Origin of the sequence: Phyllobacterium sp. 0TCS1.6A (genome assembly GCF_026420825.1) — a bacterium.
GTDB lineage: Bacteria > Pseudomonadota > Alphaproteobacteria > Rhizobiales > Rhizobiaceae > Phyllobacterium.
Genome location: NZ_JAPMAB010000001.1, coordinates 653,022 through 676,698 on the forward strand (window position 1 = coordinate 653,022; position 23,677 = coordinate 676,698).

Sequence of the window (23,677 nt, forward strand, 5' to 3'; positions counted from 1 at the left end):
GGGCATGCGCATACTTTTGACCAACGATGACGGGATTCATGCGGAGGGTCTGGGCGTGCTGGAGCGGGTTGCCCGCCAGCTTTCCGACGATGTCTGGGTCATCGCGCCGGAGACCGACCAGAGCGGCCTTGCGCACTCGCTGACGCTTTCCAATCCGCTTCGCCTGCGAAAGATCGACGAGCGCCATTTCGCCGTCAGCGGAACGCCGACCGATTGCGTCATCATGGGCGTCAAGCAGGTCATGCCCGAGCCGCCCGATCTCATCCTCTCCGGCGTGAATTCCGGTTCGAACACGGCAGACGACGTCACCTATTCGGGGACGGTCGCGGCCGCCATCGAAGGCACGCTGCTCGGCATAAAGTCGATCGCGCTCTCGCAGGAATACAATCTCGATGGCGGCACGCGCGTCCTGCCATGGGAGGTGGTGGAGGCCCGGGCGCCGGAGCTTCTGAAGAAGGTCCTTGGCGTCGAGCTCGACCGGGGCGTGCTGATCAACATAAATTTCCCGAGCTGCCCGATCGCGGACATTGCCGGCACCAGGATCACCGTGCAGGGGAAACTTTCGCACGGCCTTGCCATCGAGCAGCGGCATGACGGGCGCGGGCTGCCCTATTACTGGCTGAGGTATGGCCGCGGCAAGGATGAGCCGGCGGAGAACAGCGACGTCGCCGCGATCCGCAAGAACTATATTTCGGTCACGCCGCTGCAGCTGGACCTCACCGCCCATGACATGCGCGCAGTGCTGGAGGAATCCTTCGCATGAAGCCAAGTCTGTCGGAACGGGAAGGATTCGCGGCTTTCGTTTTGCGCATGCGTTCCATCGGCCTGACGGACCAGCGGCTGATCGGGGCGTTCGAGACCACGCCGCGCATGAGCTTCGTCAATGGCAGCCTCGGCAATGTGGCCTATGGCAAGGGCAGCCTGCCGATCGATTGCGGCGAGTTCATCGAGGGGATCGATCTCCAGGCGCGGCTGATCAAGGCGCTGGAGCTCGAACCGACGCACCGCGTATTGGAGATCGGCACCGGCTCCGGTTTCACCGCCGCCGTTATGTCGCGGCTGGCGGGCAGGGTGCTTTCGCTCGAGCGCTACCGCACGCTGGTGGAGGCGGCCCAGCAGCGCATCCAGGCGCTGAAGATCGAGAATTGCATCCTGAAGCAGGCCGATGGCCGGCAGGGATCGAGCCATGACGGCCCGTTCGACAGGATCATCGTCTGGGCTGCCTTCGAAACCCTGCCGAAGCCGTTCGTCGATCTTCTGTCGTCGAACGGCGTGCTGATCGCTCCGATCGGGCCGACGGATGGCACGCAGACGATTTCGCGCCTGCTCAAGGTCGGCAGCCGCTTCGAGCAGCAGGAATTGATGCCCGTGCGCTTCCTGCCGCTGGCCGAGGGAATGGCCGCCGCGCTTTGAATTGCGGCCGGTTTCGGTCATTCCCCTAAGAAGATTGGTGAATCTTTTGCAAATTTTTCCCGGTTTTAACGGTCGGGTAACATTAACGCGATCTAATGCGTCCAATATTCTTTGTGTGAGTACGGGCGGGATTTGCGATGCGTTTGAGTAGATTGGACAAAGCGTCACGGCGGTTGGCACTGAATGCCGCCATCCTTACGGTAGCTGGTCTGGCTGCTGGGTGCAGCTCCGGCGTTGCTCGGTTCTCGAGTGCGGATTTCGGCTCGGGCTATAGCGACAACCAGCGCTCGATGATGCAGGCGCAGAACACGGCGGGGCCAAGGCCCTATACGCCGCCGGTCGATTCGACCTATACGGCCTCGGTGCCGCAATCGGGCGGCGTCCAGCGCGGCAGCCTGCCGCCGGTCGGCGCAAGTTCTTCCGCGCTGCCGCCGGCATCGGCGCAGCCTTCGCGGCCGGCATTGGCGCCGGTGGCGAGTTCCGCTCCCGTTCGCCAGCAGCAGGTTGCTGCCGCTCCGATGCAGGCGGCGCCGATGGGTTCGGCTGCCGGCACCCTGCGTACGCCCGATGGCGGCGAAGCGCGGATGCCGGCAAGGGCAGCGGCCCAGGCGCCGAAGGCGGCGGCCGTGGCAGGCAGTTCCTATACGGTGCAGAGCGGCGATACGCTCCATGCGATTTCGCGCAAGACCGGCGCCAATATCGATGCGATCAAGGCGGCCAACAACATGCAGGACGGCACCGTCCGCATCGGCCAGTCGCTGACCATCCCGCCGTCGAACTCTTCGCTGGCCCAGAATGTCGCGACGAACATGAAGCCGAAGACCGCGGCCCCGGCCGCTCCGGCCGCTGCGCCGGTGAAAGTTGCCGCCGCGCCCGCAGTCGAGCAGGCGAAGCCGGCCGTCGCAACGACGGCGCAGCCGGCAGCAGCCGCAGCGCCGGCCGTGGCAGGTTCCAGCGAGGCGGCGAAGCCCTATACGCCGCCGGCCAAGGCCGCCGAAGGCACGCAGGAAGTCGCCTCCGCACCCCAGGCTGCAGCAGGTGCCAGTGCCAAGATGCGCTGGCCCGTCCGCGGCCGGGTCGTCGCCAATTACGGCAAGGGCAGCGACGGTATCGATATTTCCGTGCCGGAGGGTACGCCGATCAAGGCGGCCGAAGGCGGCGTGGTCATCTATTCCGGCGATGGCCTGAAGGAATTCGGCAATACGGTGCTGGTGCGCCATGATGACGGCCTCGTCACCGTCTATGGCAATGCGAGCAAGCTCAATGTCCAGCGCGGCCAGAAGGTCAAGCGCGGCGACGAACTCGGCCGCTCGGGCATGACCGGCAATGCGACGACGCCGAAGCTGCATTTCGAGGTCCGCAAGAACTCGACGCCCGTCGATCCATCGAAATACCTGGAGCTGTAAATCTTCCAGCCACGGCACATTCGAAAGCTCGCATCCGCAAGATGCGGGCTTTTTCGCTAGAGCCGAACCACTAGAGCTTGCGGCCGAGGCGTCCCGCCAGATCCTGCGTGAACTGCCAGGCGACGCGGCCCGACCTTGAGCCGCGCGTCGTCGCCCATTCCAGCGCCTGGGCATGGAGCTGCTGCTGGTCGAGTTCGAGGCCGAAATGCGCGGCATAGCCGTCGATCATCGACAGATAATCGTCCTGGCTGCATTTGTGGAAGCCGAGCCAGAGGCCGAAGCGATCCGAAAGCGATACTTTCTCCTCCACCGCCTCGGACGGGTTGATCGCCGTCGAACGCTCGTTCTCGATCATGTCGCGCGGCAGCAGGTGGCGGCGGTTGGACGTGGCGTAGAAGATGACATTGTCCGGCCGGCCTTCGACGCCGCCTTCCAGCGCCGCTTTCAGCGATTTGTAGGACGTGTCGTCATGGTCGAAGGAGAGGTCGTCGCAGAAGAGGATGAAACGGTGCGACGTATCCTTGATCGCGGCCATCAGCGCCGGCAGGCTGTCGATGTCCTCGCGGTGGATCTCGACGAGCTTGACCGGCAGCGCGCCGTTCTTCCTGTCTACATTCACCGAAGCATGCACGGCCTTGACCAGCGACGACTTGCCCATGCCGCGCGCGCCCCATAGCAGGACGTTATTGGCCTGGAAGCCGTCGGCAAAACGCTTGGTATTGTCGAAAAGTATGTCGCGGACCGTATCCACGCCGCGAATGAGCGAAATGTCGACGCGATTGACCTTGGCCACCGGATCGAATGCAAGCCGGGCGGGGTTCCAGACGAAACAATCGCCGGCGTCGAGATCGATGGGGCGAGGGGCGGGCGGCGCCCAGCGCTCCAGAATGGCAATCAGTCGATCCAGTTTTTCGCTCAGTACTTGTTCGGACATTCTTGGCAGCCTCTGAATTGAATTGCCCGACGTGACTATCATGTCGATCCAAAATCGAAAAGCAGTGGGGCAAGTTTTGCGCTGTTGCTTTTAGCCGCTCAAACATTGTATTGCGCAGGCATGATCATTCACAAACGATACTATCTGGAGGTTCCATGTTCGTAACTCCCGCATATGCGCAGGCAACAGGGGCCGGTGGCGCACCCGAGATGCTGATGAGCATCCTGCCCTTCATCCTGATCTTCGTGATCATGTATTTCCTGATCATCCGGCCGCAGCGCGTCCAGGCCAAGAAGAGGGAAGAGCAGCTGAAGAACATCCGCCGCGGCGACACCATCATCACCGGCGGCGGCTTCATCGCCAAGGTCACCAAGGTGCATGAAGAGACCGGCGAACTCGAAGTCGAAATCGGCGAGGGCATCAAGGCGCGCGTGTTGCGCGGAATGGTTGCCGACGTTCGCGTAAAAGGCGAACCTGTTGCCGACGCCAAGAAATAAGGCATAGTTGCGGGGCGGCCATGAGCCGCCCTTCTGATTCTTTGGGGTTCGCGACGCATGCTCTATTTCAGCCGCTGGAAAACCATACTCATCTGGTCCGTGGTTCTCGCCGGTATCATAATATCGCTCCCCAATCTGTTTTCGCAGAACCTGCTCGCGAGCCTGCCCGACTGGCTGCATGCAAGGCAGGTGCCGCTCGGGCTCGATCTCCAGGGCGGCTCGCGCCTGCGCCTGCAGGTCGACAAGGAACATCTCCCGGATACCGAGGCCACGGTTGCGGTCATCAATCGGCGCTTGGGCGAACTCGGTTATGCGAGCCCGCTGGTCGAGAGCGATCGCGGCGGGCGCGTGCTCGTCGAGGTGCCGGGCCTTTATGATTCCCAGCTTCTGAAGGATATTCTGAGCGTTGCCGGCAGGCTGAGCTTCCGGGCGGTGGATGATTCCATGCCCGTGCAGGACGCCATCGACACCGCGCCGCCGGAAGATTCGCAGATCGCCTATTCGCTTGACGATCCGCCCGTCGCCTATCTCGTCAAGAAGACGCCGCTGGTGTCGAACGAGAATTTCGTCGATGCGCAGGCCGGCATCGACACGGCGACGCAGCAGCCGGTGATCACGTTCCGCCTCGACAGTCTCGGCGCCGACAAGTTCTCGAAGTTCACGCAAGGCAGCGTCGGCAAGTCCTTCGCCATCGTGCTGGACGACCAGGTGCTTTCGGCGCCGGTCATCCGCGAGCCGATTCCCGGCAATACCGGCCAGATCGCCGGCAATTTCGATATTTCCGGCGCAAGCAATCTGGCGCTGGTCATGCGCGCCGGCGCCATGCCTGCCGCGGTGACGGTGCTGGAGGAACGGACGGTCGGCACCGATCTCGGCGCCGCCTCGGTTTACTCCGGCAAGATCGCAGCGCTGATCGGCGCAGTGCTGGTCATCGCCTTCATGGTCGTCTCCTACGGCCTGCTCGGCGTCATCGCCAGCATCGCGCTGGTGGTCAACGTCATTCTCATCCTTGCGGTGCTGACATTGTTCGGCGCGCCGCTGACGCTGGCCGGCGTCGCCGGCATCGTCCTGACGATCGGCATGGCGGTCGATTCCAACGTCCTGTTCTATGAGCGCATCCGCGAGGATCGCCGGGCCGGTTTCTCGGTCATCCAGGCGATCGATTCCGGCTTTGCAAGGGCGCTGGCGACGATCGTCGACGCCAATGTCACCACGCTCATCGCGGCGCTCGTGCTGTTCACGCTCGGCAGCGGGCCGGTGCACGGCTTCGCGCTGACGGTCACGATCGGCATCGTGACGACGCTGTTCACGACGTTCACGCTCACCCGGCTGCTCGTCTCGGTCTGGGTGCAGCGCTCGAAGCCGAAGGAAGTGCCGGCGGGCTGGGTGAAGCTCGTTCCCAACGACACCCGCATCGGCTTCATGAAGATACGCGGCCTCACGCTCGGATTCTCGGCCCTGTCGAGCATCGCCGCGGTGGCGCTGCTTGTCACTGTCGGCATGAATTTCGGCATCGACTTCAAGGGTGGCACCATGGTCGAGCTGCAATCGCAGGAAGGGGCGATCGACCTTGACGACGTCTATAGCCGCCTGGACGAACTGAATATCGGCGATGTGAAGATCGAGCGGTTCAAGTCGGACGACCGCGCGCTCATCACCGTCGGCAGCCAGGGCGGCGGCGAGGATGCGGAGCAGACCGTCGGCGTCAAGATCCGCAACGAGTTCCAGGACGAGTATAATCTGCCGAGGGTGGATGTGATCGGGCCTTCGGTGTCGAGTGAACTGTCGCAGGCCGGCATCCTCGCGGTGGTGCTGACGCTGGTGGTCATCTTCGCCTATGTCTGGTTCCGCTTCGAATGGCACTTCGCGCTCGGCGCCATATTGGCGACCATCCATGACGTGCTGCTGCTGATCGCGATCTTCATCATCTTCCGCATGGAGTTCAACCTGTGGAGCATTGCGGCGCTGCTGGCTATCGTCGGCTATTCGCTGAACGATACGGTGGTGATCTATGACCGGGTGCGCGAGAACATCCGCCGCTACAGCAGGAACACGCCGCTTTCGGTCATCCTCGATGCCTCGATCAACCAGACGCTGTCGCGCACGATACTGACCTCGGTGGCGACGTTCCTTGCGCTGGCGGTGCTGTATTTCTATGGCGGCGAGGACGTGCAGTCCTTTGCCCTGACGCTGGTGCTCGGCATCATCGTCGCCACCTATTCGTCGATATTCGTCGCGGGGCCGTTGCTGCTCCTGTTCGGCCTCAAGGGCAAGGATGCCGGCGCGTCGGCGCCGCTCGAAGCCGGCAATAGCGGGGCGGCGTAGTTGGCCAGGGGCATCGAAATCCGCGAGGCGCATTTTCCGGGGCGGGCGCCGATCGACGCCTATGGCAATGGCGGTTTCCGCTTTGCCGACATGTCGCACAAGGGTTCGATCCTCTGCCTGCCATCGGGTATCCATGGCTGGGAACCGCAATCGCCGCCGATCCTGACGGTGCAGGACCTCGCCATGGTGGTGGAGCAGGCTTCCGATATCGAGATATTGCTGGTCGGGACGGGCACCGAACTGCGCCGCCTGCCGGCCGATCTGCGCGATCTGCTGCGCCAGCACGGCATTTCCTCCGACCCGATGAGCACCGGCGCGGCCGTGCGCACCTATAATGTGCTCCTCGCCGAAGACCGGGCGGTCGCCGCCGCGCTCATCGCCGTCGACTGATCGTCCGGCCACTCAAAATCGCTCCAGCGGCGGGCTTGGCGTCGGCCAAACATCCTATATAAGTCCGCTGATGAATATTAACGAAACGCACTGCCTGCAACTGCTGCGGACCGCAGATCCGGACCGCTATCTTTCCGTGCTCTATGCGCCGGAGGAGAAGCGGGGCGCGCTTGCCGCGCTTTATGCCTTCAATACGGAAATAGCGCGCATCCGCGACCTGATCCGCGAGCCGCTGCCCGGCGAGGTGCGGCTGCAATGGTGGCGCGATCTCGTCAACGGCACCGAGCATGGCACGGCCTCGGCAAATCCCGTCGCCGCTGCGCTGCTCGAAGCGATAGAGCGTTTCGACCTGCCGCGCGATGCCTTCGACCGCTATTGCGAAGCCCGCATCTTCGATTTCTACGATGACCCCATGCCGAGCCGCAACGATCTCGAGGGCTATTGCGGCGAAACGGCGTCGGCGATGATCCAGCTCGCATCGCTTATCCTCGATGCGGGGCGGGCGAGCGAGTTCAGCACCGGCGCCGGCCATGCCGGCGTGGCGCAGGCGACGGCCGGGCTGCTGCGGCTGTTGCCGATCCATCGCAGCAGGGGGCAGGTCTATATTCCCGTCGATATCCTGTCGGCGGTCGGATGCAAGCCGGAAGAACTGATCGACGGCTCCAACCTGCCGGCGGCGCGGCGGGCCATCTCCGCCATGGTGGCGCTGGCCGAGGAGCATTTCAGCAAATACCAGGCGGCTGCCGGGCAAATGCCGGCCTCGCTGCGGCCGGCCTATCTGCCGGCGCGCCTGACGCCCGTCCACCTGCGGCAGATAAAGCGCATGGGCGAGCGAGTCATGTCCGAGGTGGCGGAACTATCGCCGCTCGCGCGGCACTGGACGATGCTGAAGGCATCGTTGGGGTAAGACGCACGATGCTGAAGGCCGGTTACGGCGTCAGATGTCGAGTTCTTCGACGAAGGCAGCGCGATCCTGGATGAAGCGGAAGCGGGCGTCCGGACGGGTTCCCATCAGGTCATCCACGGCAACCCGCGTCAGGTCGGCCCATTCCTCGTCGATCTGGACCCGCAGCAGCGTGCGCTTTCTGCGGTCCATCGTCGTTTCCTTCAATTGGTCGGCGCGCATCTCGCCGAGGCCCTTGAACCGGCCGATCTCGACCTTGCCCTTGCCGGTGAAGAGGGTGCGCAGCAATTCGTCCTTATGCGCATCGTCGCGCGCATAGGCGACCTTGCCGCCCTGCGCCAGGCGATAGAGCGGCGGCACGCCGAGGAACAGGTGGCCGTTGCGGATGAGGTCCGGCATTTCCTGGTAGAAGAAGGTGATCAGCAGCGAGGCGATGTGAGCGCCGTCGACGTCGGCATCGGTCATGATGATGATGCGATCGTAGCGCAGGTCCTCATCGCGATATTTGGAGCGGGTGCCGCAGCCGAGCGCGAGGACGAGATCGCCGATCTGCTGGTTGGCCGTCATCTTTTCGCGGCCAGCGCTCACCACATTGAGGATCTTGCCGCGCAATGGCAGCACGGCCTGCGTGGCGCGGTCGCGCGCCTGCTTGGCCGAGCCGCCGGCGCTGTCGCCCTCGACGATGAACAGTTCCGCCCCGAGCGAGCCGCTCTGGGTGCAATCGGCAAGCTTGCCCGGCAGGCGCAGCTTCTTGATCGCGGATTTGCGGTTGACTTCCTTTTCCTGGCGGCGCTTCAGCCGCTCGTCAGCCCGGTCCAGCACCCAGTCGAGAAGCTTGGAGGCCTCCTGCGGCGAGGCGGCCAGCCAATGATCGAAGGGATCGCGAATGGCGTTTTCGACGATGCGCTGCGCCTCGACGGTGGCGAGCTTGTCCTTGGTCTGGCCGACGAATTCCGGCTCGCGGATGAACACGGAGAGCATGGCGGCAGACGAAATCATCACGTCGTCGGTGGTGATGATCGACGCGCGCTTGTTGCCGGTCAGCTCCGCATAGGCCTTCAGGCCGCGGGTCAGGGCGATGCGCAGGCCGGCCTCGTGGGTGCCGCCTTCGCTGGTCGGGATCGTGTTGCAGTAGGAATTGATGAAACCATCGCCGCCGTGCCACGCGACGGCCCATTCCATCGAGCCATGGCCGGCGGATTTCTCGGTCTTGCCGGCGAAGATCTCGCGCGTGACCTGGAATTCCTTGCCGAGCGATGCCGCGAGATATTCCTTCAGCCCGCCCGGGAAATGGAACACCGCCTTGTCCGGCGTCGGGTCCTTCGGATCGAGCAGGGAAGGCGCGCAGTTCCAGCGGATTTCGACGCCGCCGAAGAGATAGGCCTTCGACCGCGCCATCTTGTAGAGCCGCGCCGGATCGAATTTGGCGCCCTGGCCGAATATCTCGGCATCGGGATGGAAGGTGATGCGCGTGCCGCGCCGGTTCTGCACTTCGCCGACTTCCTCCAGCGGGCCGAGGGCCCTGCCGCGCGAGAAGCGCTGCCTGTAGAGGCGCCGGTTGCGCGCCACCTCGACCTCGAGATGGTCGGACAGCGCATTGACCACGGAAACGCCGACGCCGTGCAGGCCGCCGGAGGTCTCGTAGACCTTGGAGTCGAACTTGCCGCCGGCATGCAGCGTCGTCATGATCACTTCGAGCGCCGACTTGTCCTTGAACTTCGGATGCGCATCCACCGGAATGCCGCGGCCATTGTCGGTGACCGAGAGATAGCCGTTCTCATCGAGCTCGATGTCGATGAAATTGGCATGGCCGGCCACGGCCTCGTCCATGGAATTGTCGATGACTTCGGCAAAGAGGTGATGCAGCGCGCGCTCGTCGGTGCCGCCAATATACATGCCGGGACGGCGGCGCACCGGCTCCAGCCCCTCGAGCACCTCGATATCGGCGGCGCTGTAGCTGCCGCCGCTCTCGGGCGCGGCGCGCGCCGGGGCCCTGGCCGGCTTTGGCGCGCTTTCCCGCGCGGCGGGCAGCGGCGGAGGCACGACGGCTTCAGGCGCCGCCGCATTGCGCTCGTGGGCGGTTTTCACAATCGCTGAGAAGAGGTCGTTATTGTCATCCATGGTATTCACGGCCGAAATTCATAGCTATCCGAATCATCCCCGATCTTGGCATGGATCAGCGGCGAAGGCGATGGGCGTTCGCCATATGTTCCGGAACCCATCGCCTGTCTAGACGATGAATCCCCATGTTTCAAGCGGCCTTGACCGCCTGGAGCAGTGTCTCCAGCCGCTCGATGCGCCGGATCATTTTATTCTGGCGCTCCTTCAGCGCCTCGACTTCCGCCCGCAATTCGGGCCTGGGGAGATTTTCCTCGTCCGGCGCCTGGCCGACGCCGTGGATGAGCCATGTCGGCGTCACGCCGAGAAAGCCCGCGAGCATCACCAGCCGGTTGGCGCGCGGCTCGGACCGATCCGCCTCCCAGGCCTGGATCGTCTTCAATGTCACGCCGATATGGCCGGCGACGGCGGCAACGCCAAGTCCTTTTGAATCACGAGCCCGCGAGAGCCGTCCACCCAGCGTGTCCGTGTCGGGTGTCTCGGTCATGATATTGGGCTGAGAGTTCATGAGATTCTCCGTTTTTCTGACTTTTTTGGGTGCTTGGGAGGGGGTGTTGCACCATTTACGGCCCCAAAAGTCAAATTTCGCCGGGCCGGCCGATCGAATGCCGGCAAGTTGCGATTGATTTTTCCAGTGGAGGAGATATGCCAGTTGCACTTGCCCAAGACGGCTCCCGGAAAGGTATCGGCGATGGAAAACACGACCGCACAGCAAGTGCGAGGGGTCTCGCTGATGGCGAGCGCCATGTTCTTTCTGCCGATGATGGACGCCATCGCCAAATGGCTCGCCACCGTGGACACGCTGCCGCCCGCCACCGTCACGCTGTCGCGCTTCGTCGTTCAATCGGCGCTGACGGCCGTGATCATCATTGCCCTGACCGGCCGGCAGAGCCTGCGCCCCGTGAAGTTCTGGGGCAACATGTTGCGCGGCGTGCTGATGGGGCTCGGCAGCCTCTCATTCTGGGCCGCCGTCAAATACATGCCGCTTGCCGATGCCATTGCCGTGTTCTTCGTCGAGCCATTGATGCTGACCGTGCTTTCGGCGCTCATCCTCAAGGAGAAGGTCGGCTGGCGCCGTTGCCTCGCGGTCTTCGTCGGCTTCGTCGGAACGCTCATCGTCATCCAGCCGAGCTGGGCGCTCTTCGGCTGGGTTTCGCTGCTGCCGCTGGCGACGGCCGCGCTCTTCGCCTTCTATCTCATCCTCAACCGCCGCTACGGCACCGCCGACACGCCGCTGATCATGCAGCTCTATTCCGGTCTCGGCGGCGCCGCCACGGTGATCGTCGCGCTGGCTGTCGGCGCCATTGCCGGTATCGACGACATGACGCTCGGCGTACCCGGCGGCAGTCTCTCCTGGGTGCTGATGTTCATGATCGGCGTCATCGCCACCGGCGGCCATCTGCTCGTCACCCAGGCTTCGCGCCTTGCGCCCGCATCGCTGCTGGCGCCGTTCCAATATCTCGAAATCGTCATGGCCGTTCTCATCGGCCTCGTGGTCTTCGGGGAGTTTCCGTCGATCTCGAAATGGTTCGGCATCGCCGTCATCGTCGGTTCGGGCATCTATCTCATATGGCGCGAAGGCAAGGTGCGCGAGGCATCCACAGCCAAGGACAGGCTTGCCGCTTGAGCTGACGCCAGGTTGGCAATAATAATCGGACCCGGAGGACCAGCATTGTTCAAGAAAATCCTGATTGCCAATCGCGGCGAAATCGCCTGCCGGGTCATCAAGTCCGCCCGCAGGATGGGCATAGCCACGGTCGCCGTCTATTCCGATGCGGATCGCGATGCGGTGCACGTCGAAATGGCCGACGAAGCCGTTCATATCGGCCCGGCGGCGGCATCCGAAAGCTATCTCGTCGCCGAGCGGATCATCGCCGCCTGCAAGGAGACCGGCGCCGAGGCGGTGCATCCGGGCTATGGCTTCCTGTCCGAACGCGCTTCCTTCTGCGAGGCGCTGGAGAATGAGGGCATCGTCTTCATCGGACCGAAGCCCAGGGCCATCATTGCGATGGGCGACAAGATCGAGTCGAAGAAATTCGCCAACGAGGCCCGGGTGAACACGGTGCCCGGCGTCCTCGACGTCATCAAGGATGCGGCGGAGGCCGAAAGGATCGCCGCCGGGATCGGCTATCCGGTGATGATCAAGGCATCGGCCGGCGGCGGCGGCAAGGGCATGCGCATCGCATGGAACGCGGCGGAAGCGCGCGACGGCTTCGACCGGGCGACATCGGAGGCGCGCAACTCCTTCGGCGACGAGCGCGTATTCATCGAGAAGTTCATCGTCGATCCGCGCCACATAGAAATCCAGGTGCTGGCCGATGCGCATGGCAATTGCATCTATCTCGGCGAGCGCGAATGTTCGGTGCAGCGGCGCAACCAGAAGGTCGTGGAGGAGGCGCCGTCGCCATTCCTCGATGCCGCGACGCGCAAGGCAATGGGCGAGCAGGCGGTGGCGCTGGCCAGGGCGGTGGAATACCAGAGCGCCGGCACGGTGGAATTCATCGTCGACAAGGACCGCAATTTCTACTTCCTCGAAATGAACACGCGGCTGCAGGTCGAGCATCCGGTGACGGAGCTGATCACCGGCGTCGATCTGGTCGAGCAGATGATCCGCATCGCCGCGGGCGAGAAGCTGGAGCTGCGCCAGGACGATGTGAAGCTGAATGGCTGGGCCGTCGAAAGCCGCCTCTATGCGGAAGATCCCTATCGCAATTTCCTTCCCTCCATCGGCCGGCTGACCCGCTACCGGCCGCCGGTCGAAGGCCCGTCCGGCAATGCCGTCATCCGCAACGATACGGGCGTGACCGAGGGGGCGGAGATCTCGATGTTCTACGACCCGATGGTGGCGAAGCTCTGCACCTGGGCGCCGACGCGGCTCGAAGCCATCGATGCCATGGCCGATGCGCTCGACAGTTTCGTCGTCGACGGGATCGAACACAACATCCCCTTCCTGGCGGCGCTGATGCAGCATCCACGCTGGCGGGAAGGGCGGCTGTCGACCGCTTTCATCGCCGAGGAGTTCCCGGAAGGCTTCAAGCCGGTGGCGCCCGCTGCGGACGAGCTGCGCCTGCTCGCCGCCATTGCGCTTGCCGGCGAGCTGGTGCGCAAGGAGCGCCTCGACCGGCTTGGCGACCGGCTGCGGCCGCATTCGGGCAATACCGGCGGCGAGTGGGAGGTGCGTATCGGCGACGATTATATCCCGGTCACCGTCGGCAACGGCAAGGCGCGGCCTCCCGTCGATCTGGAGGCCATAGTGGCCGATGGCACGGGAATGCGCATCCGCAGCGACTGGAAGCCCGGCGATGCGGTCTGGTCCGGGACCATTGGCGACAGGCGCATCAAGGCGCAGCTGCGGCCCGTTGCAAACGGCATGCGCATCGACTGGAAGGGCATGTCGGTGGTGGCCCATCCGATGCAGAAACACGTGGCGGCGCTGGAACGGCTGATGCCGGTGAAGATCCCGCCGGACACGTCGAAGCTGCTGCTCTGCCCGATGCCGGGCCTGATCGTTTCGATCAATGTCGCGGAGGGGCAGGAGGTCAAGGCGGGCGAGACGCTGGCGGTGGTCGAGGCGATGAAGATGGAGAATGTGCTCCGCGCCGACCGGGATCTGGTGGTCTCCGCCATCAATGCGCGCCAGGGTGACAGCCTCGCGGTCGATGCGGTGATCATGGAATTCGCGTGATTGGCAGGCTCCACTTGCCTCCCGCTCACCTCCTCGTGCTGAGCTCCATAAGAGACTGCATGACTGTTATTGCGCGCTTCGTGGTTCGTGGTTCGGCAGGCGCACCAGGCTCAGCATGAGGGAGGTTGGCTCAGCGTGAGGGAGGTGGGTGTTTGGCAGGGTGGCCGTTCTATGAGGTTTCAACACCTGCCAACATCTCAGAACCGCCACCCTGCAAATCTCTACTCTCCCTCATCCTGAGCTTGTCGAAGGGCGCAGCAACGTTTGTGCAGTCTCTTTTTTTGAGCGCTGCAAAAGCATCGTGCGTGCTTCGACAAGCTCAGCATGAGGGAGGTGGGGGCTCAGCGTGAGGGAGGCGGGGTGCAATCCCTTGTGCAGATGCTGGATACGGAAAACCCTCACCACGCCCGCTGATCGCGTCTGGTCATTGAAAATGGGGGGAGACGGGCGGTCTTCAGCGCGTCACTATGGTATCAGGGTCGAGGTCCGAAGACCGCCCGCGACGTCTTTGCCTGCTGTTGCTGCGCTTGTCAGACGCAACAACCCGGAAAACGAAGCGCTACCTCCGTTTCCTTCTGCAGTTTGCCGGTCGATCGGGGTTGTCACTTCCGACTATCCGGCAACGCCATCCTTCCCCAGCAATCGAAACAGCACCGGAAGCTGCTCCCCCACTGGAAAGGACCTGAACAGAATAACCCGGTTTCAAACAGGGGGGATAAGTCTGTGCAATTTATTTTGGTTGCCGGAAGAAAAAAGAGCAAAATCAGTGGCTTGCAGGGTGAAATATTTTTTGCGGCCGAAAATCCATCCCACAAAGAGGGTCGTGCGTTGCATAAATAGAGCGCGTGCTTCGACAGGCTCAGCATGAGGGAGGTTGATTTGATTGCAGAAAAGCAGGGAACCCAGGTTTGAAACCTCGCAGAACTATCCCCCTGCCAAACTCTACTCTCCCTCATCCTGAGCCTGTCGAAGGGCGCAACAACGTTTGTGCAATCTCTTTTTTGGTTGCATCAACATAGTGGGCCCTTCGACAGGCTCAGGATGAGGGGACGGGTCGGGTGGCAGGGTTGTAGTTCTGCGAGCTAGTCCGTGCTCGCCTTCTGCTCCAGCGCCCCGAAGACGGGTTCGAATGTCTGCAGCAGCGCCTGGTCGAGATCGTGCATCTCCACCGGCAGGCCGAGGTCGACAAGGCTGGTCACGCCGTGGCCGCGCACGCCGCAGGGCACGATCCCGTCGAAATGGGCGAGGTCCGGTTCGACATTGATCGATATGCCGTGGAAGCTGACCCATTTGCGCAGCCGGATGCCGATGGCGGCGATCTTGTCCTCGGCCGGCGTGCCATCGGCCAGGGGCGGGCGCTCGGGACGCGTCACCCAGACGCCGACGCGATCCTCGCGCCGCTCGCCGCGAATGTTGAAGGTCGCCAGCGTGGCGATGATCCACTGCTCCAGGCCGGTGACGAAGGCGCGGATGTCCTCCTTGCGCCGCTTCAGGTCGAGCATGACATAGACGACGCGCTGGCCGGGACCGTGATAGGTATATTCGCCGCCGCGGCCGGTGGCGTAGACCGGAAAGCGGTCGGCGGCGAGAAGATCGGCGGATTTCGCGCTCGTCCCGGCCGTATAGAGCGGCGGATGCTCGACCAGCCAGATGAGCTCCGCCGCGCTGCCTTCGCGGATCTGCGCCACGCGCTGCTCCATGAAGGCGAGCGCCTCGTCATAATCCGTCAGGCCGTCGGCAATGCGCCATTCGACGGGCGGCGAGTCCTCGGTGGGCAGGAAGGACGGCGTGAGGGAATCGCGGCTAAGTCTCATGATCTGAAGTTCTGGTCCGTGCCTGTCTCGGCTCTGCGCGAGCTCATGATGGGTCTGACGCATATGGACTTTTCCGCGGGAAAATTCCAGTGGGCTCTTGGGCCCGGTTCTGGCGGGCAGGGGATTTTGACAGGCATGTGAAAAACAATCGCGATAGGGCTTGTGTCCCTCATACCTATTTGCTACATGCGCCGTGCCGACACGGTTCGGCTTCTACCACAGTGCGGTCGTGGCGGAATTGGTAGACGCGCAGCGTTGAGGTCGCTGTGTCGCAAGACGTGGAAGTTCGAGTCTTCTCGACCGCACCAATTTGGTTTCTATAACTAATTGAAATCATTGCATAATATGGCGGCGTACGGCCGCCATATTGCATTTTACTCCGTTTATGTGCCACATTCCGCGCCACTTAATGCGCCGCATTCGGCGTCGGCTGCTTTCCGGAAACTTCCGTTCTTTCTAACCATTGGGTTCTCCCGTTTTTATTGCCCCTGCTGATGCGATAGGGGGGGCGCGGTCCAGTTGATTCGAACTGTGTTTGGCAATACGCACTAATTAGTAAAGCGTGTATAGATCGTGTGATACAAGTTTCAGCTTTTGCCGGTTTTGCCGCACATTATTGAATGCGAAAATTTGAAGGGATTGGCGATTTAAAAGGGCAATCCATCGGCCTGTCACGCCGGATGCTTAACCACTCGCCATATGCTATTCAATGACTCCGGAAGAGCGAGGAAGAGCATGTCTGCTGAATCGGAGCTATCAAAAATCCTCATGGAAATGAGCGAAATCTATGTCAAACGACAAAATGAAACTCTTTCTATTGGCTTCTATGTGCCAACAATCAAGAGGCTCGCAATGGAGGCCCAAGCGATAATCACGCGACATTTCGGGGCAGCAAACACCTTTTCCATTAATCTCATATCTGCTACCACCCTTAGCGAAAATGGCCTCCTGGGCCGATCCGTAGAGAGCGTTTTTAGTGAAGCGATTCAGGTTATCGCGGGCGCGCTAAATACTATACGACGAGAACCATTCATCGGACCAAATGCAACTGCCCGAACCAAACCGTTGTACATCGATGAAAGCCGTATAGCCGAGCTCGGATCGTTAGATTGCCCTAGTCTTGATTTTTCCCGACTTATTCAGATGTGTCGAGAGCTAAACATGGCTTATGATGCCAACAGTTTTATTTCTGTGATTTTCCTAGTTCGTGCCATCATCGATCATGTCGCACCGCTCTTTGGTGCGCCAAACCTGAAGGAAGCGGCCAACAAACTGTCATTGTCAAAGAAGCGATCTGTAATTCACCTCGATACCTCTTTGCGAAATATGGCTGACAGCTACCTGCATCTACATATCCGCCGAAATGAAATCCTGCCGACGGCTTCGGAAGTTAATTTTAGCCAAGATTTATCCGTCTTGTTGGGAGAGGTAGTAAGCATGGCAAGATCACTGCCGCCAAATTATCAGGTCGCGAAATTGACAAAACGGAATGCTAGCGGCGAGATCGTACCTTAACGTCACAGGGTTCCTTTTAACCGCGCACTTTGGGCCACATAATGCGCCACAAGAATGGTGCGTTAAACGGAAACACGTAATGTTATCAATGGTGCGGTAATAAGGATGGTGCGTCTCGACCGCACCATTTTCTCTCTCAGTTCGTATAAGCGGCTGAATTTTCAGCAGGATGCCTCGGCTTCGCGAACGAGTTCTTCGTCACTGCCATTGCTTTTGGGCTATTGCTTTTGGAACTGCGGCCAGATGTGCGCCAGAGCAGCGCGCGGATCGAAATATTCGGCGTCGATCGGCAAGTCCCGGATCTCCGTGCGGATCGGGCTCCTGCGGCCGATCATCGACTTCTCAGCCTCGTTGACACTGTCCTCCAATGCTTTGGCTATGAGTTCCGATGTCGGCAGTTCTATGCTTGAGATGAACGGAGACCGGCGCGACAGGTCCTTCCCCGTATATTTGTTCGTGATCGTCCGCAGCCCGGCATAGGCCATCTCCAGCGGCGGGTAGCTCGGATGCGGAGAGATCATCAAGGACAGGCCGACGGACGCCCGGCTCAAAAGCGACGCATATTCTTCCAACGACATTTTGCCCATGACGGCGTAATTGGGCAGCGAAGAGGCCAGGGCCGAGTCGAATGCTTCGCCGATGCAGCAGACCTTCCATTCGGCGGCCTGCATGGGGTTTCTGCGTGCCCAAAGGGTCAAACCGTCGATCCCGGATTCGAAGCAATTGCGAACCGCAGACGGGCGGGAGTAGAACAGGATGATTTTTTCGCGCAGCGCGTGGCTCAGCGCCGCGTCGACCTTGGCGTTTACCTGATAAGGAATGACCATTCGCACCGGATGGGAATATTTGCTCTCGAAATGTCCGAGCAATTCCTCGGAATTGATCAGGGCGATGGTATCCTCGCCGCGAAGATAGGTGGACTCGGCAAGAGCGTAGCGCGTGGACCAGCCATAGAAATCCGGCTCGAAGTCCTGCATCAGGTACACGACCTTCGGCGCGCTGCCAAAGAGAACCTTCTGCGTGTCGTGGAGGCGAAACGCGTTCAATGCGGTCCACCATGCGGTGGCAACGAATACATCTGTTGGCCGCATGTCCAGGCGATTTTCAGTGCGATCGGTTGCATCGAGCAAAACGCGTTGCGCCGGCTGTTCTGCTCCAAGTTTCTGCACGCTGTAGTCTTTCAGACCGTCAGTGACCGCCGATACCGGTGCGTCGGTTACGACTATCCGGAGGTCCAGGCCGGCACCATGGGCCTGGGCGATCTGATCGAATATCTTCAACGCGGTGGCGATGCCGCCGAACACGTCCTTGGGATTGACGGTCGGCAGAAGCAGATTCAATCGCGGCCTGTGGTCAAACTGCGGCGCCGCAAGCAGCCGATAGGATTCCGGGATCCGTGACGAGGTGATATCCGACGCGCTATGTTCCGAGCCCAGCAATGGGATGAAGCGCCTGCCTGCGTGAGCCACCGGCCGCTCCGCCTGCTTTGTGGTCACGCGCGCCCAGCTGAACCTTGCATGCTCCGCGAACAGGAGCAGGGATCGCTCCAGCGCGTGAGCGAGGGTACCATCGATCTGGCCTTCTTCTTTGGGGAAATCGTCGAATGTGAGGTTCAGTTCGCGAATATGCCTGATGGCCTCCGATCTTCCCCAGAACATCGATCCGGACGGAAATTCGAGGATCGTATTCGCATCTAGCGTGATTCCGGCCCTGGCTGTGATCTCCTTGGCAATGGGGAAATCATAGCCCCAGTTTATCTGCTCTTTGATCTCGTCGTGATGTTCCGCATAGACGATGCCGATATTGCCGGTCGACAGGATGCGAAGATTGGTCTCGGCAATTTCCTTGCTGCCGATCAGATTGGTAAACAGGTATTTGCGCCAGATGTTGCCCAGCCCGTCCGTATGCAATGATTTTTTCGAATGGAGGTGGAGAAAACATTCGTAACGGTCGTAGACTTCGCTGAATCCGAGATATTTAGGAGCGATATCGCGACCGCGGTTAGGCGTGACACGAACTTCCGTTTCAAGCGCGTGGATATCGAGTCCGGCGATGGCCGACAATATCGCCGCCTTCTTTTCCTCGGTGTCGGTCGTGATGAACAGTCCGAACGGTATTGGAATGTTCTTGATGTAGCTGACCATCTCGGAGGTCAGTTCAGGATAGAAGATATGAGCGATGACGGCCACTTTGCCGAATGCGATATCGCCACCGTAATCGGCAGTCGGTATCGCTATGGCGGGATTGACATCGTCGGGTATGGTCCGGGCCGCGACGGCGCCAATGGCGTTCAGCCGCCCCGGCTTTACTTCACCTTCCAGCAGATAATAGGGGATCTCCCTTGGGTCGATCTTGTGGGCGATGAACCTCAAACTATGGGCCGCGAACGACCGCGGTCCCCGGCGTCGAAGTATTTTATAGGCGCGCGATGCGTAATGTAACATGACAAAAGAACCTATCTATCGTGCTCATGGCTTGTAGACAGGCATGCACCGGGCAGTCAACCAAAGAGCCATGGACGCGCAGTGCGGGTCAGTCCCGGTACCGTGAGCTTTGTACCGATTGGCCTGCAATCGGGGCGTTTGCGATCAGCGCCGGTATTGCCATCGCCGGGCTTTCCGCTTACACGAATTGTCAATTGAACAGGTACTGTACCGAAACTGCGCGCGTGGGCATCATGCGCAGGCAGATTGATGGGCAACACTAAGGAACCGGCTGTTGAATCGCGATAAGTCCGACACGGAAAAGACAGCAAAGACGTTTGACGAATATGGTTTGAGCTACGCCGAGAGCGTAACGAAAGCAGTCGAGTTTACAGGGCTTTCGCTCGATTTTGTTACAAGGGTGAAGGGGGACTATATCGTTGATCTCGCTCGACATCATGCCGGCGACGCATCAAAGCTTTCCGCACTGGACGTTGGATGCGGAATTGGAAACTTTCACCCGTTATTGGTGCCCGCTTTCCGCAGTGTTTCGGGTGTAGACATATCCGGCGTCTCCATCGACGTAGCGCGCGCGAACAACCCGGACGTCGACTACAAGGTGTATGATGGGCAGGTGTTGCCATACGATACCGATTCATTCGACGTTGCGTTTACGGTATGTGTGATGCACCACGTGCCGCCGTCGCTTTGGCCGAACTTCGTTCGCGAAATGCAACGGGTGTTGAAGCCTGGCGGGCAAGCGCTGGTATTCGAACATAATCCCTTGAATCCTCTGACCATGCGGATCGTGAACTCGTGCCCGTTTGATGAGGACGCGGTGCTGTTGCGCCAGGGGCAAACCAAGAAGCTGTTTGAGCAGGCCTCGTTCAAGGATGTCTACAGTAGAACCATTTTGACTGTACCACCCAAGGGAGGCGTTCTGAGGGGCCTGGATCGGGCTCTGGGTGTTCTGCCGCTCGGTGCTCAGTATTATGTTTCGGCGACCAAATAATGCGTGCGATACTGGCGCTCCTCTCTCGCTTCGGCACAGTCGGAATTGCCGCTACCCTGTTGTACCTGATCGTATCTAACATCTTGATATTCCTTGGCGCAGAGCCAATCGCGGCATCCGTCTTCGCCTATATTGCCGGCATGGTCGTTTCCTTTTTCGGGCAAAGCCTCTTCACCTTTCGGGTTCAGGGGCTGAAGCTCCACCATGGTCTGCGATTTTTCGTACTGTCAGCCGTCGGGTTGTTGATGAGCTATGGCACGGTCTACGCGGCAATGGCCAATGAAATTCCACCGATGGTGGGCACTGTCGCAACCGCGCTGCTCGTTCCGGTCATCAGTTTCCTTGCAATGAGGTTTTGGGTCTTTCCGGACGGATCATCCGGTCCGACGGCCTAGATAATCGGCAGCAGCGTCAAGTCTCCACGAACGCTTTGTCGGGCTCAGGAAGCGGCGATGTCTGCTCCCCAGAAGACGAGCCATCGAAAGGCAGGTTCTCATTCGTCGGGGTGAGCGGCTCCATTATCTCGGCGTATTGATGCAGGCAACTCCGGTATAACTCCAGATCCAAGGCATTTGCCTCATAGAACCTCTCGATGAAGGTGTCGGAAATGTCTTCCCGCCCGAATTTCTTGTCACCGGGAGAGAGCTCGAGTTCGTTAACCTTGACGCTGTCGACATGTGGCTTATCGGTGAATGTCGTACGGATGACGTCCATGTAATGATCCAGGAATGGCAAAGGGCAGAGGCCGAAATAGAGCCTGTTCACCGCCGAGATCAAGGCAGCTCGATCATTCTGGACGCCACACAACCAATATGACTGTTCATTGGGTTCCAGTGTGGCCTGTCCTACGAACTGTTGAAGGCTCGCGTACTCTTCGCGGAATTCTCGGTGTTGGGGATGAATAACCGAGCGGCCGTAATTGTAGTTCGAGATCACTCGATCCAGTGGCTCGCGAACAACTGAAACGAGCATCAGCCGTTTGGTAACCAGGTCGATCTCGGAGGATACCTGATCCAACCTGATGTGTCCGGTGTTGAAAGGCCGGATCAGGCCAGATTGACATAGATCACGCCAGTCTTGACCCGCATTGTCCCAACTAAGATGGGAATGTAGCGGAAACAACTCTTTCATCACTGTAAGAAATGATGTGCCGGCGGTCTTGGGTATGTGAATGTGAAGAAGTCTAAACAATTGACTAAACTCTAGCGGACGCTCTCGCATTGTCCGCACGCGGTCCATGGCTTCAAATAGCACTCAATTTCCTTTCTGCTATAGCTCGATTTTCGCTCTACCGGCGATTTTGTTTCAGAGCAACATTGGCGTTGCGCCGCTTTCAGAAAGACGGTAAAGCCGGACCCGTCAAGACAAAAGGTGCTGTCTGTGGTTACCATCTACCTAAATTATTTCAACGCTGCCCAAATCATCGAGAACTCCGTTCTCAAGCCGATACAGGTTGGGAGGGCAATATCCTCTGTTGAGCTTCCGATGCTGGGTGACGATGAAGGGGATAACATCTCCCAAAAGAACCCGAGCTATTGCGAGTTGACCGGTATCTATTGGGCGTGGAAAAACGATCGTCGATCCGACTATATCGGTTTCTTCCACTACAGGCGTTTCCTGGACTTTGACGTCGGTCGGAAGCGATCAATGACCCCTCACGGAATAATCGAGAAGACGTTTTCTGATGGCTTTATCGAGAAATTTGCGCTGACTGAGCACCAAATCGAAGATATCGTCAAAGACTATGATGCGGTCGTTCCCGAACCCCTTGATGTGAGGTCGGTCGGATCAAAATCTGTTTGGCACCAATATGTTTCAGATCCCTTTCAGCACGTTGGTGACTTGAAGTTAGCCAGAAAGGCAGTCGAGGAACTCCATCCCGGCGATGTAAAATATTTTGACCGGGCGATGGCGGGGTACAACCTCTATCCCGGCAATATGTTCGTGTTCAAGCGGTCACTCTTCGAAGAATATTGCGAGTGGCTCTTTCCGCTACTCAAGAGCATTGAGCTGTCTGTCAACACGACCAGTTACAACGCTGCAGAGAAACGCGTGATCGGCTATCTCGCGGAGAGACTCCTTACAGCGTTTATTGTCAAGAAGCAGATGGAAGATGACGCGTTCAAGATGCGGACTTTGCGTCGGGTGTTTGTAGAGAACACCACTCCTACGCCTGTCGCGCCTCCGCCGCCGAAGACCGAGCTTCCGGTCGTTTCAGTAGCAGCCTCAACTGACGCAGCCTATCTGCCTCACATGGCAGCACTCGTCACGTCGGTGCTTTCCAACGCTTCACGCGAGCGCTTTATCGAATTCCTCGTTCTGGCAGGCGGTTTGGGCGAGGCCGACAAGAAAATGTTGCAAGGCCTGGAATCGCTGCACCCCCATTGTTCGATAACTTTTTTGGACATGTCCGGAGCGTTTCTGGAACTTCCTCTGCAATCATACTTTACGCGGTCCACATATTTCAGGCTGGCTATTCCAGAATTGTTCAAAAACCATGACAAGATCGTGTTCTTGGACACCGACATGGTTGCAAATGCCGATGTAACCGAACTGTTCGATCTCGATTTAGGCGACAATTATGTTGCTGCCGTTCGGGACCTCATTATGAGCAGTTTCGTATCAATGGGAGTTCACCCATTGGCGGAAACGGGCAGCAAGTCAGCCAAGCACTATCTGTCAGAGAACCTTGGCATGGGCGAAAAATCTGGTGACTATTTCCAGGCCGGCACCCTTGTGCTCAACCTCAAGGCTATCCGCGACGCTGGTGTCACCGATAAAATGCTTAAAGATCTCGCGGAACGCCGGTTTTGGTTCCTGGACCAGGATGTTCTGAACAAGCATCTATTTGGTCGCGTGATGTTCATCTCCCCATCCTGGAACACTGTTATCATAGACCAGCGGCACCTGTCGTATCTCAGCAAAGTCGAGAACGATGCGTACAAGAAATCTCACGACGATCCGAAAATTGTGCACTTCGCGGGTGTAGGCAAGCCCTGGATAGATTCACAGAATCCACTGAGCCATTATTATTGGAACTACCTGCGTCGGACGCCCTGGTATGAGAAGGTGCTGTTTGGGGTCCTGGATCACAAGGTGCGTCAAATTGAAGGTCAAGCGCTAGCGAACAAGAGGCGTAGCTTCCGTTGGAGAATTGCAAGCCGGGTTTGGCGATCGCTGCCCAATAGGGTAAGATTGCCGCTGTTTGCATATGCCGACCGCTTATCCGGCAGGTTATAGA

At 59.8% G+C, this 23,677-nt stretch carries 19 protein-coding genes and 1 tRNA gene; 14 read left to right on the forward strand and 6 right to left on the reverse strand.

Features of this window, described 5'->3' with window-relative positions; genetic code table 11:
* Positions 1-4 precede the first annotated feature (4 nt).
* From surE to OSJ75_RS03230, 3 genes are all read left to right on the forward strand, one after another.
* Positions 5-763, forward strand: coding sequence for a 5'/3'-nucleotidase SurE (gene surE / locus OSJ75_RS03220; protein WP_267226908.1), 759 nt, complete (start codon positions 5-7; stop codon positions 761-763).
* Positions 760-1,413, forward strand: coding sequence for a protein-L-isoaspartate(D-aspartate) O-methyltransferase (locus OSJ75_RS03225; RefSeq protein ID WP_250014074.1), 654 nt, complete (start codon positions 760-762; stop codon positions 1,411-1,413). The genes surE and OSJ75_RS03225 overlap by 4 nt, the downstream gene beginning before the upstream one ends.
* A 173-nt stretch (positions 1,414-1,586) precedes the next feature.
* Positions 1,587-2,819 (forward strand): peptidoglycan DD-metalloendopeptidase family protein, encoded by a 1,233-nt coding sequence (locus OSJ75_RS03230; protein ID WP_416362505.1) that lies wholly within the window; start codon positions 1,587-1,589, stop codon positions 2,817-2,819.
* A gap of 70 nt (positions 2,820-2,889) precedes the next feature.
* Here the strand turns inward: OSJ75_RS03230 and OSJ75_RS03235 are convergent, their stop codons facing one another.
* On the reverse strand, positions 2,890-3,753 hold the full coding sequence (locus OSJ75_RS03235) for an ATP-binding protein (protein WP_267226910.1): 864 nt from the start codon (positions 3,751-3,753) through the stop codon (positions 2,890-2,892).
* 155 nt (positions 3,754-3,908) lie between these two features.
* Between OSJ75_RS03235 and yajC the strand changes: the two genes are divergently transcribed.
* The 4 genes from yajC (at position 3,909) to OSJ75_RS03255 (ending at position 7,872) form a co-directional block, all read left to right on the forward strand.
* A complete protein-coding gene (yajC, locus tag OSJ75_RS03240) occupies positions 3,909-4,250 on the forward strand; it encodes a preprotein translocase subunit YajC (protein WP_250014077.1) in 342 nt (113 codons plus the stop codon).
* Positions 4,251-4,307: 57 nt separating this feature from the next.
* Positions 4,308-6,575 carry a protein translocase subunit SecD gene (secD, locus tag OSJ75_RS03245; RefSeq protein WP_267226911.1) on the forward strand — a complete coding sequence of 756 codons (2,268 nt, stop codon included), beginning with the start codon at positions 4,308-4,310 and terminating at the stop codon, positions 6,573-6,575.
* A complete protein-coding gene (locus OSJ75_RS03250; protein WP_267226912.1) occupies positions 6,576-6,965 on the forward strand; it encodes an Mth938-like domain-containing protein in 390 nt (129 codons plus the stop codon).
* A 70-nt stretch (positions 6,966-7,035) separates the two neighbouring features.
* Positions 7,036-7,872, forward strand: coding sequence for a phytoene/squalene synthase family protein (locus OSJ75_RS03255; RefSeq protein ID WP_267226913.1), 837 nt, complete (start codon positions 7,036-7,038; stop codon positions 7,870-7,872).
* A gap of 30 nt (positions 7,873-7,902) precedes the next feature.
* Here the strand turns inward: OSJ75_RS03255 and parE are convergent, their stop codons facing one another.
* Both parE and OSJ75_RS03265 read right to left on the reverse strand, forming a co-directional pair.
* Positions 7,903-9,990: a DNA topoisomerase IV subunit B gene (parE, locus tag OSJ75_RS03260; protein ID WP_267226914.1), complete on the reverse strand. Its 2,088-nt coding sequence runs from the start codon at positions 9,988-9,990 to the stop codon at positions 7,903-7,905.
* Positions 9,991-10,120: 130 nt separating this feature from the next.
* Positions 10,121-10,495 (reverse strand): helix-turn-helix domain-containing protein, encoded by a 375-nt coding sequence (locus OSJ75_RS03265; RefSeq protein WP_250014083.1) that lies wholly within the window; start codon positions 10,493-10,495, stop codon positions 10,121-10,123.
* A 150-nt stretch (positions 10,496-10,645) separates the two neighbouring features.
* Here OSJ75_RS03265 and OSJ75_RS03270 point away from each other — a divergent pair, with 150 nt between their 5' ends.
* Both OSJ75_RS03270 and OSJ75_RS03275 read left to right on the forward strand, forming a co-directional pair.
* On the forward strand, positions 10,646-11,614 hold the full coding sequence (locus OSJ75_RS03270; protein WP_416362514.1) for a DMT family transporter: 969 nt from the start codon (positions 10,646-10,648) through the stop codon (positions 11,612-11,614).
* Between the two features lie 45 nt (positions 11,615-11,659).
* A complete protein-coding gene (locus OSJ75_RS03275; RefSeq protein ID WP_267226916.1) occupies positions 11,660-13,672 on the forward strand; it encodes an acetyl-CoA carboxylase biotin carboxylase subunit in 2,013 nt (670 codons plus the stop codon).
* A gap of 1,082 nt (positions 13,673-14,754) precedes the next feature.
* On the opposite strand, the gene lipB is transcribed toward OSJ75_RS03275, so the two are convergent.
* Positions 14,755-15,486 (reverse strand): lipoyl(octanoyl) transferase LipB, encoded by a 732-nt coding sequence (gene lipB / locus OSJ75_RS03280; protein ID WP_267226917.1) that lies wholly within the window; start codon positions 15,484-15,486, stop codon positions 14,755-14,757.
* A gap of 223 nt (positions 15,487-15,709) precedes the next feature.
* Here lipB and OSJ75_RS03285 point away from each other — a divergent pair.
* Together OSJ75_RS03285 and OSJ75_RS03290 are read left to right on the forward strand one after the other, a co-directional pair.
* A tRNA-Leu gene (locus OSJ75_RS03285) sits at positions 15,710-15,794 on the forward strand.
* A 427-nt stretch (positions 15,795-16,221) separates the two neighbouring features.
* Positions 16,222-17,001, forward strand: coding sequence for a hypothetical protein (locus tag OSJ75_RS03290; protein WP_267226918.1), 780 nt, complete (start codon positions 16,222-16,224; stop codon positions 16,999-17,001).
* A gap of 218 nt (positions 17,002-17,219) precedes the next feature.
* Here OSJ75_RS03290 and OSJ75_RS03295 read toward each other — a convergent pair whose 3' ends face one another.
* Complete coding sequence (locus OSJ75_RS03295; protein ID WP_267226919.1) at positions 17,220-19,445, reverse strand: rhamnan synthesis F family protein; 2,226 nt, start codon at positions 19,443-19,445, stop codon at positions 17,220-17,222.
* Positions 19,446-19,719: 274 nt separating this feature from the next.
* Between OSJ75_RS03295 and OSJ75_RS03300 the strand changes: the two genes are divergently transcribed.
* Positions 19,720-20,436 (forward strand): class I SAM-dependent methyltransferase, encoded by a 717-nt coding sequence (locus OSJ75_RS03300; protein ID WP_250014088.1) that lies wholly within the window; start codon positions 19,720-19,722, stop codon positions 20,434-20,436.
* Positions 20,436-20,831: a GtrA family protein gene (locus OSJ75_RS03305; RefSeq protein ID WP_267226920.1), complete on the forward strand. Its 396-nt coding sequence runs from the start codon at positions 20,436-20,438 to the stop codon at positions 20,829-20,831. Before OSJ75_RS03300 ends, OSJ75_RS03305 begins: the two co-directional genes overlap by 1 nt.
* Before the next feature lie 16 nt (positions 20,832-20,847).
* Here OSJ75_RS03305 and OSJ75_RS03310 read toward each other — a convergent pair whose 3' ends face one another.
* Positions 20,848-21,690: a sulfotransferase family 2 domain-containing protein gene (locus tag OSJ75_RS03310; RefSeq protein WP_267226921.1), complete on the reverse strand. Its 843-nt coding sequence runs from the start codon at positions 21,688-21,690 to the stop codon at positions 20,848-20,850.
* Between the two features lie 126 nt (positions 21,691-21,816).
* On the opposite strand from OSJ75_RS03310, the gene OSJ75_RS03315 reads away from it, so the two are divergent.
* A complete protein-coding gene (locus tag OSJ75_RS03315) occupies positions 21,817-23,676 on the forward strand; it encodes a DUF4422 domain-containing protein (protein WP_267226922.1) in 1,860 nt (619 codons plus the stop codon).
* Position 23,677 lies beyond the last annotated feature (1 nt).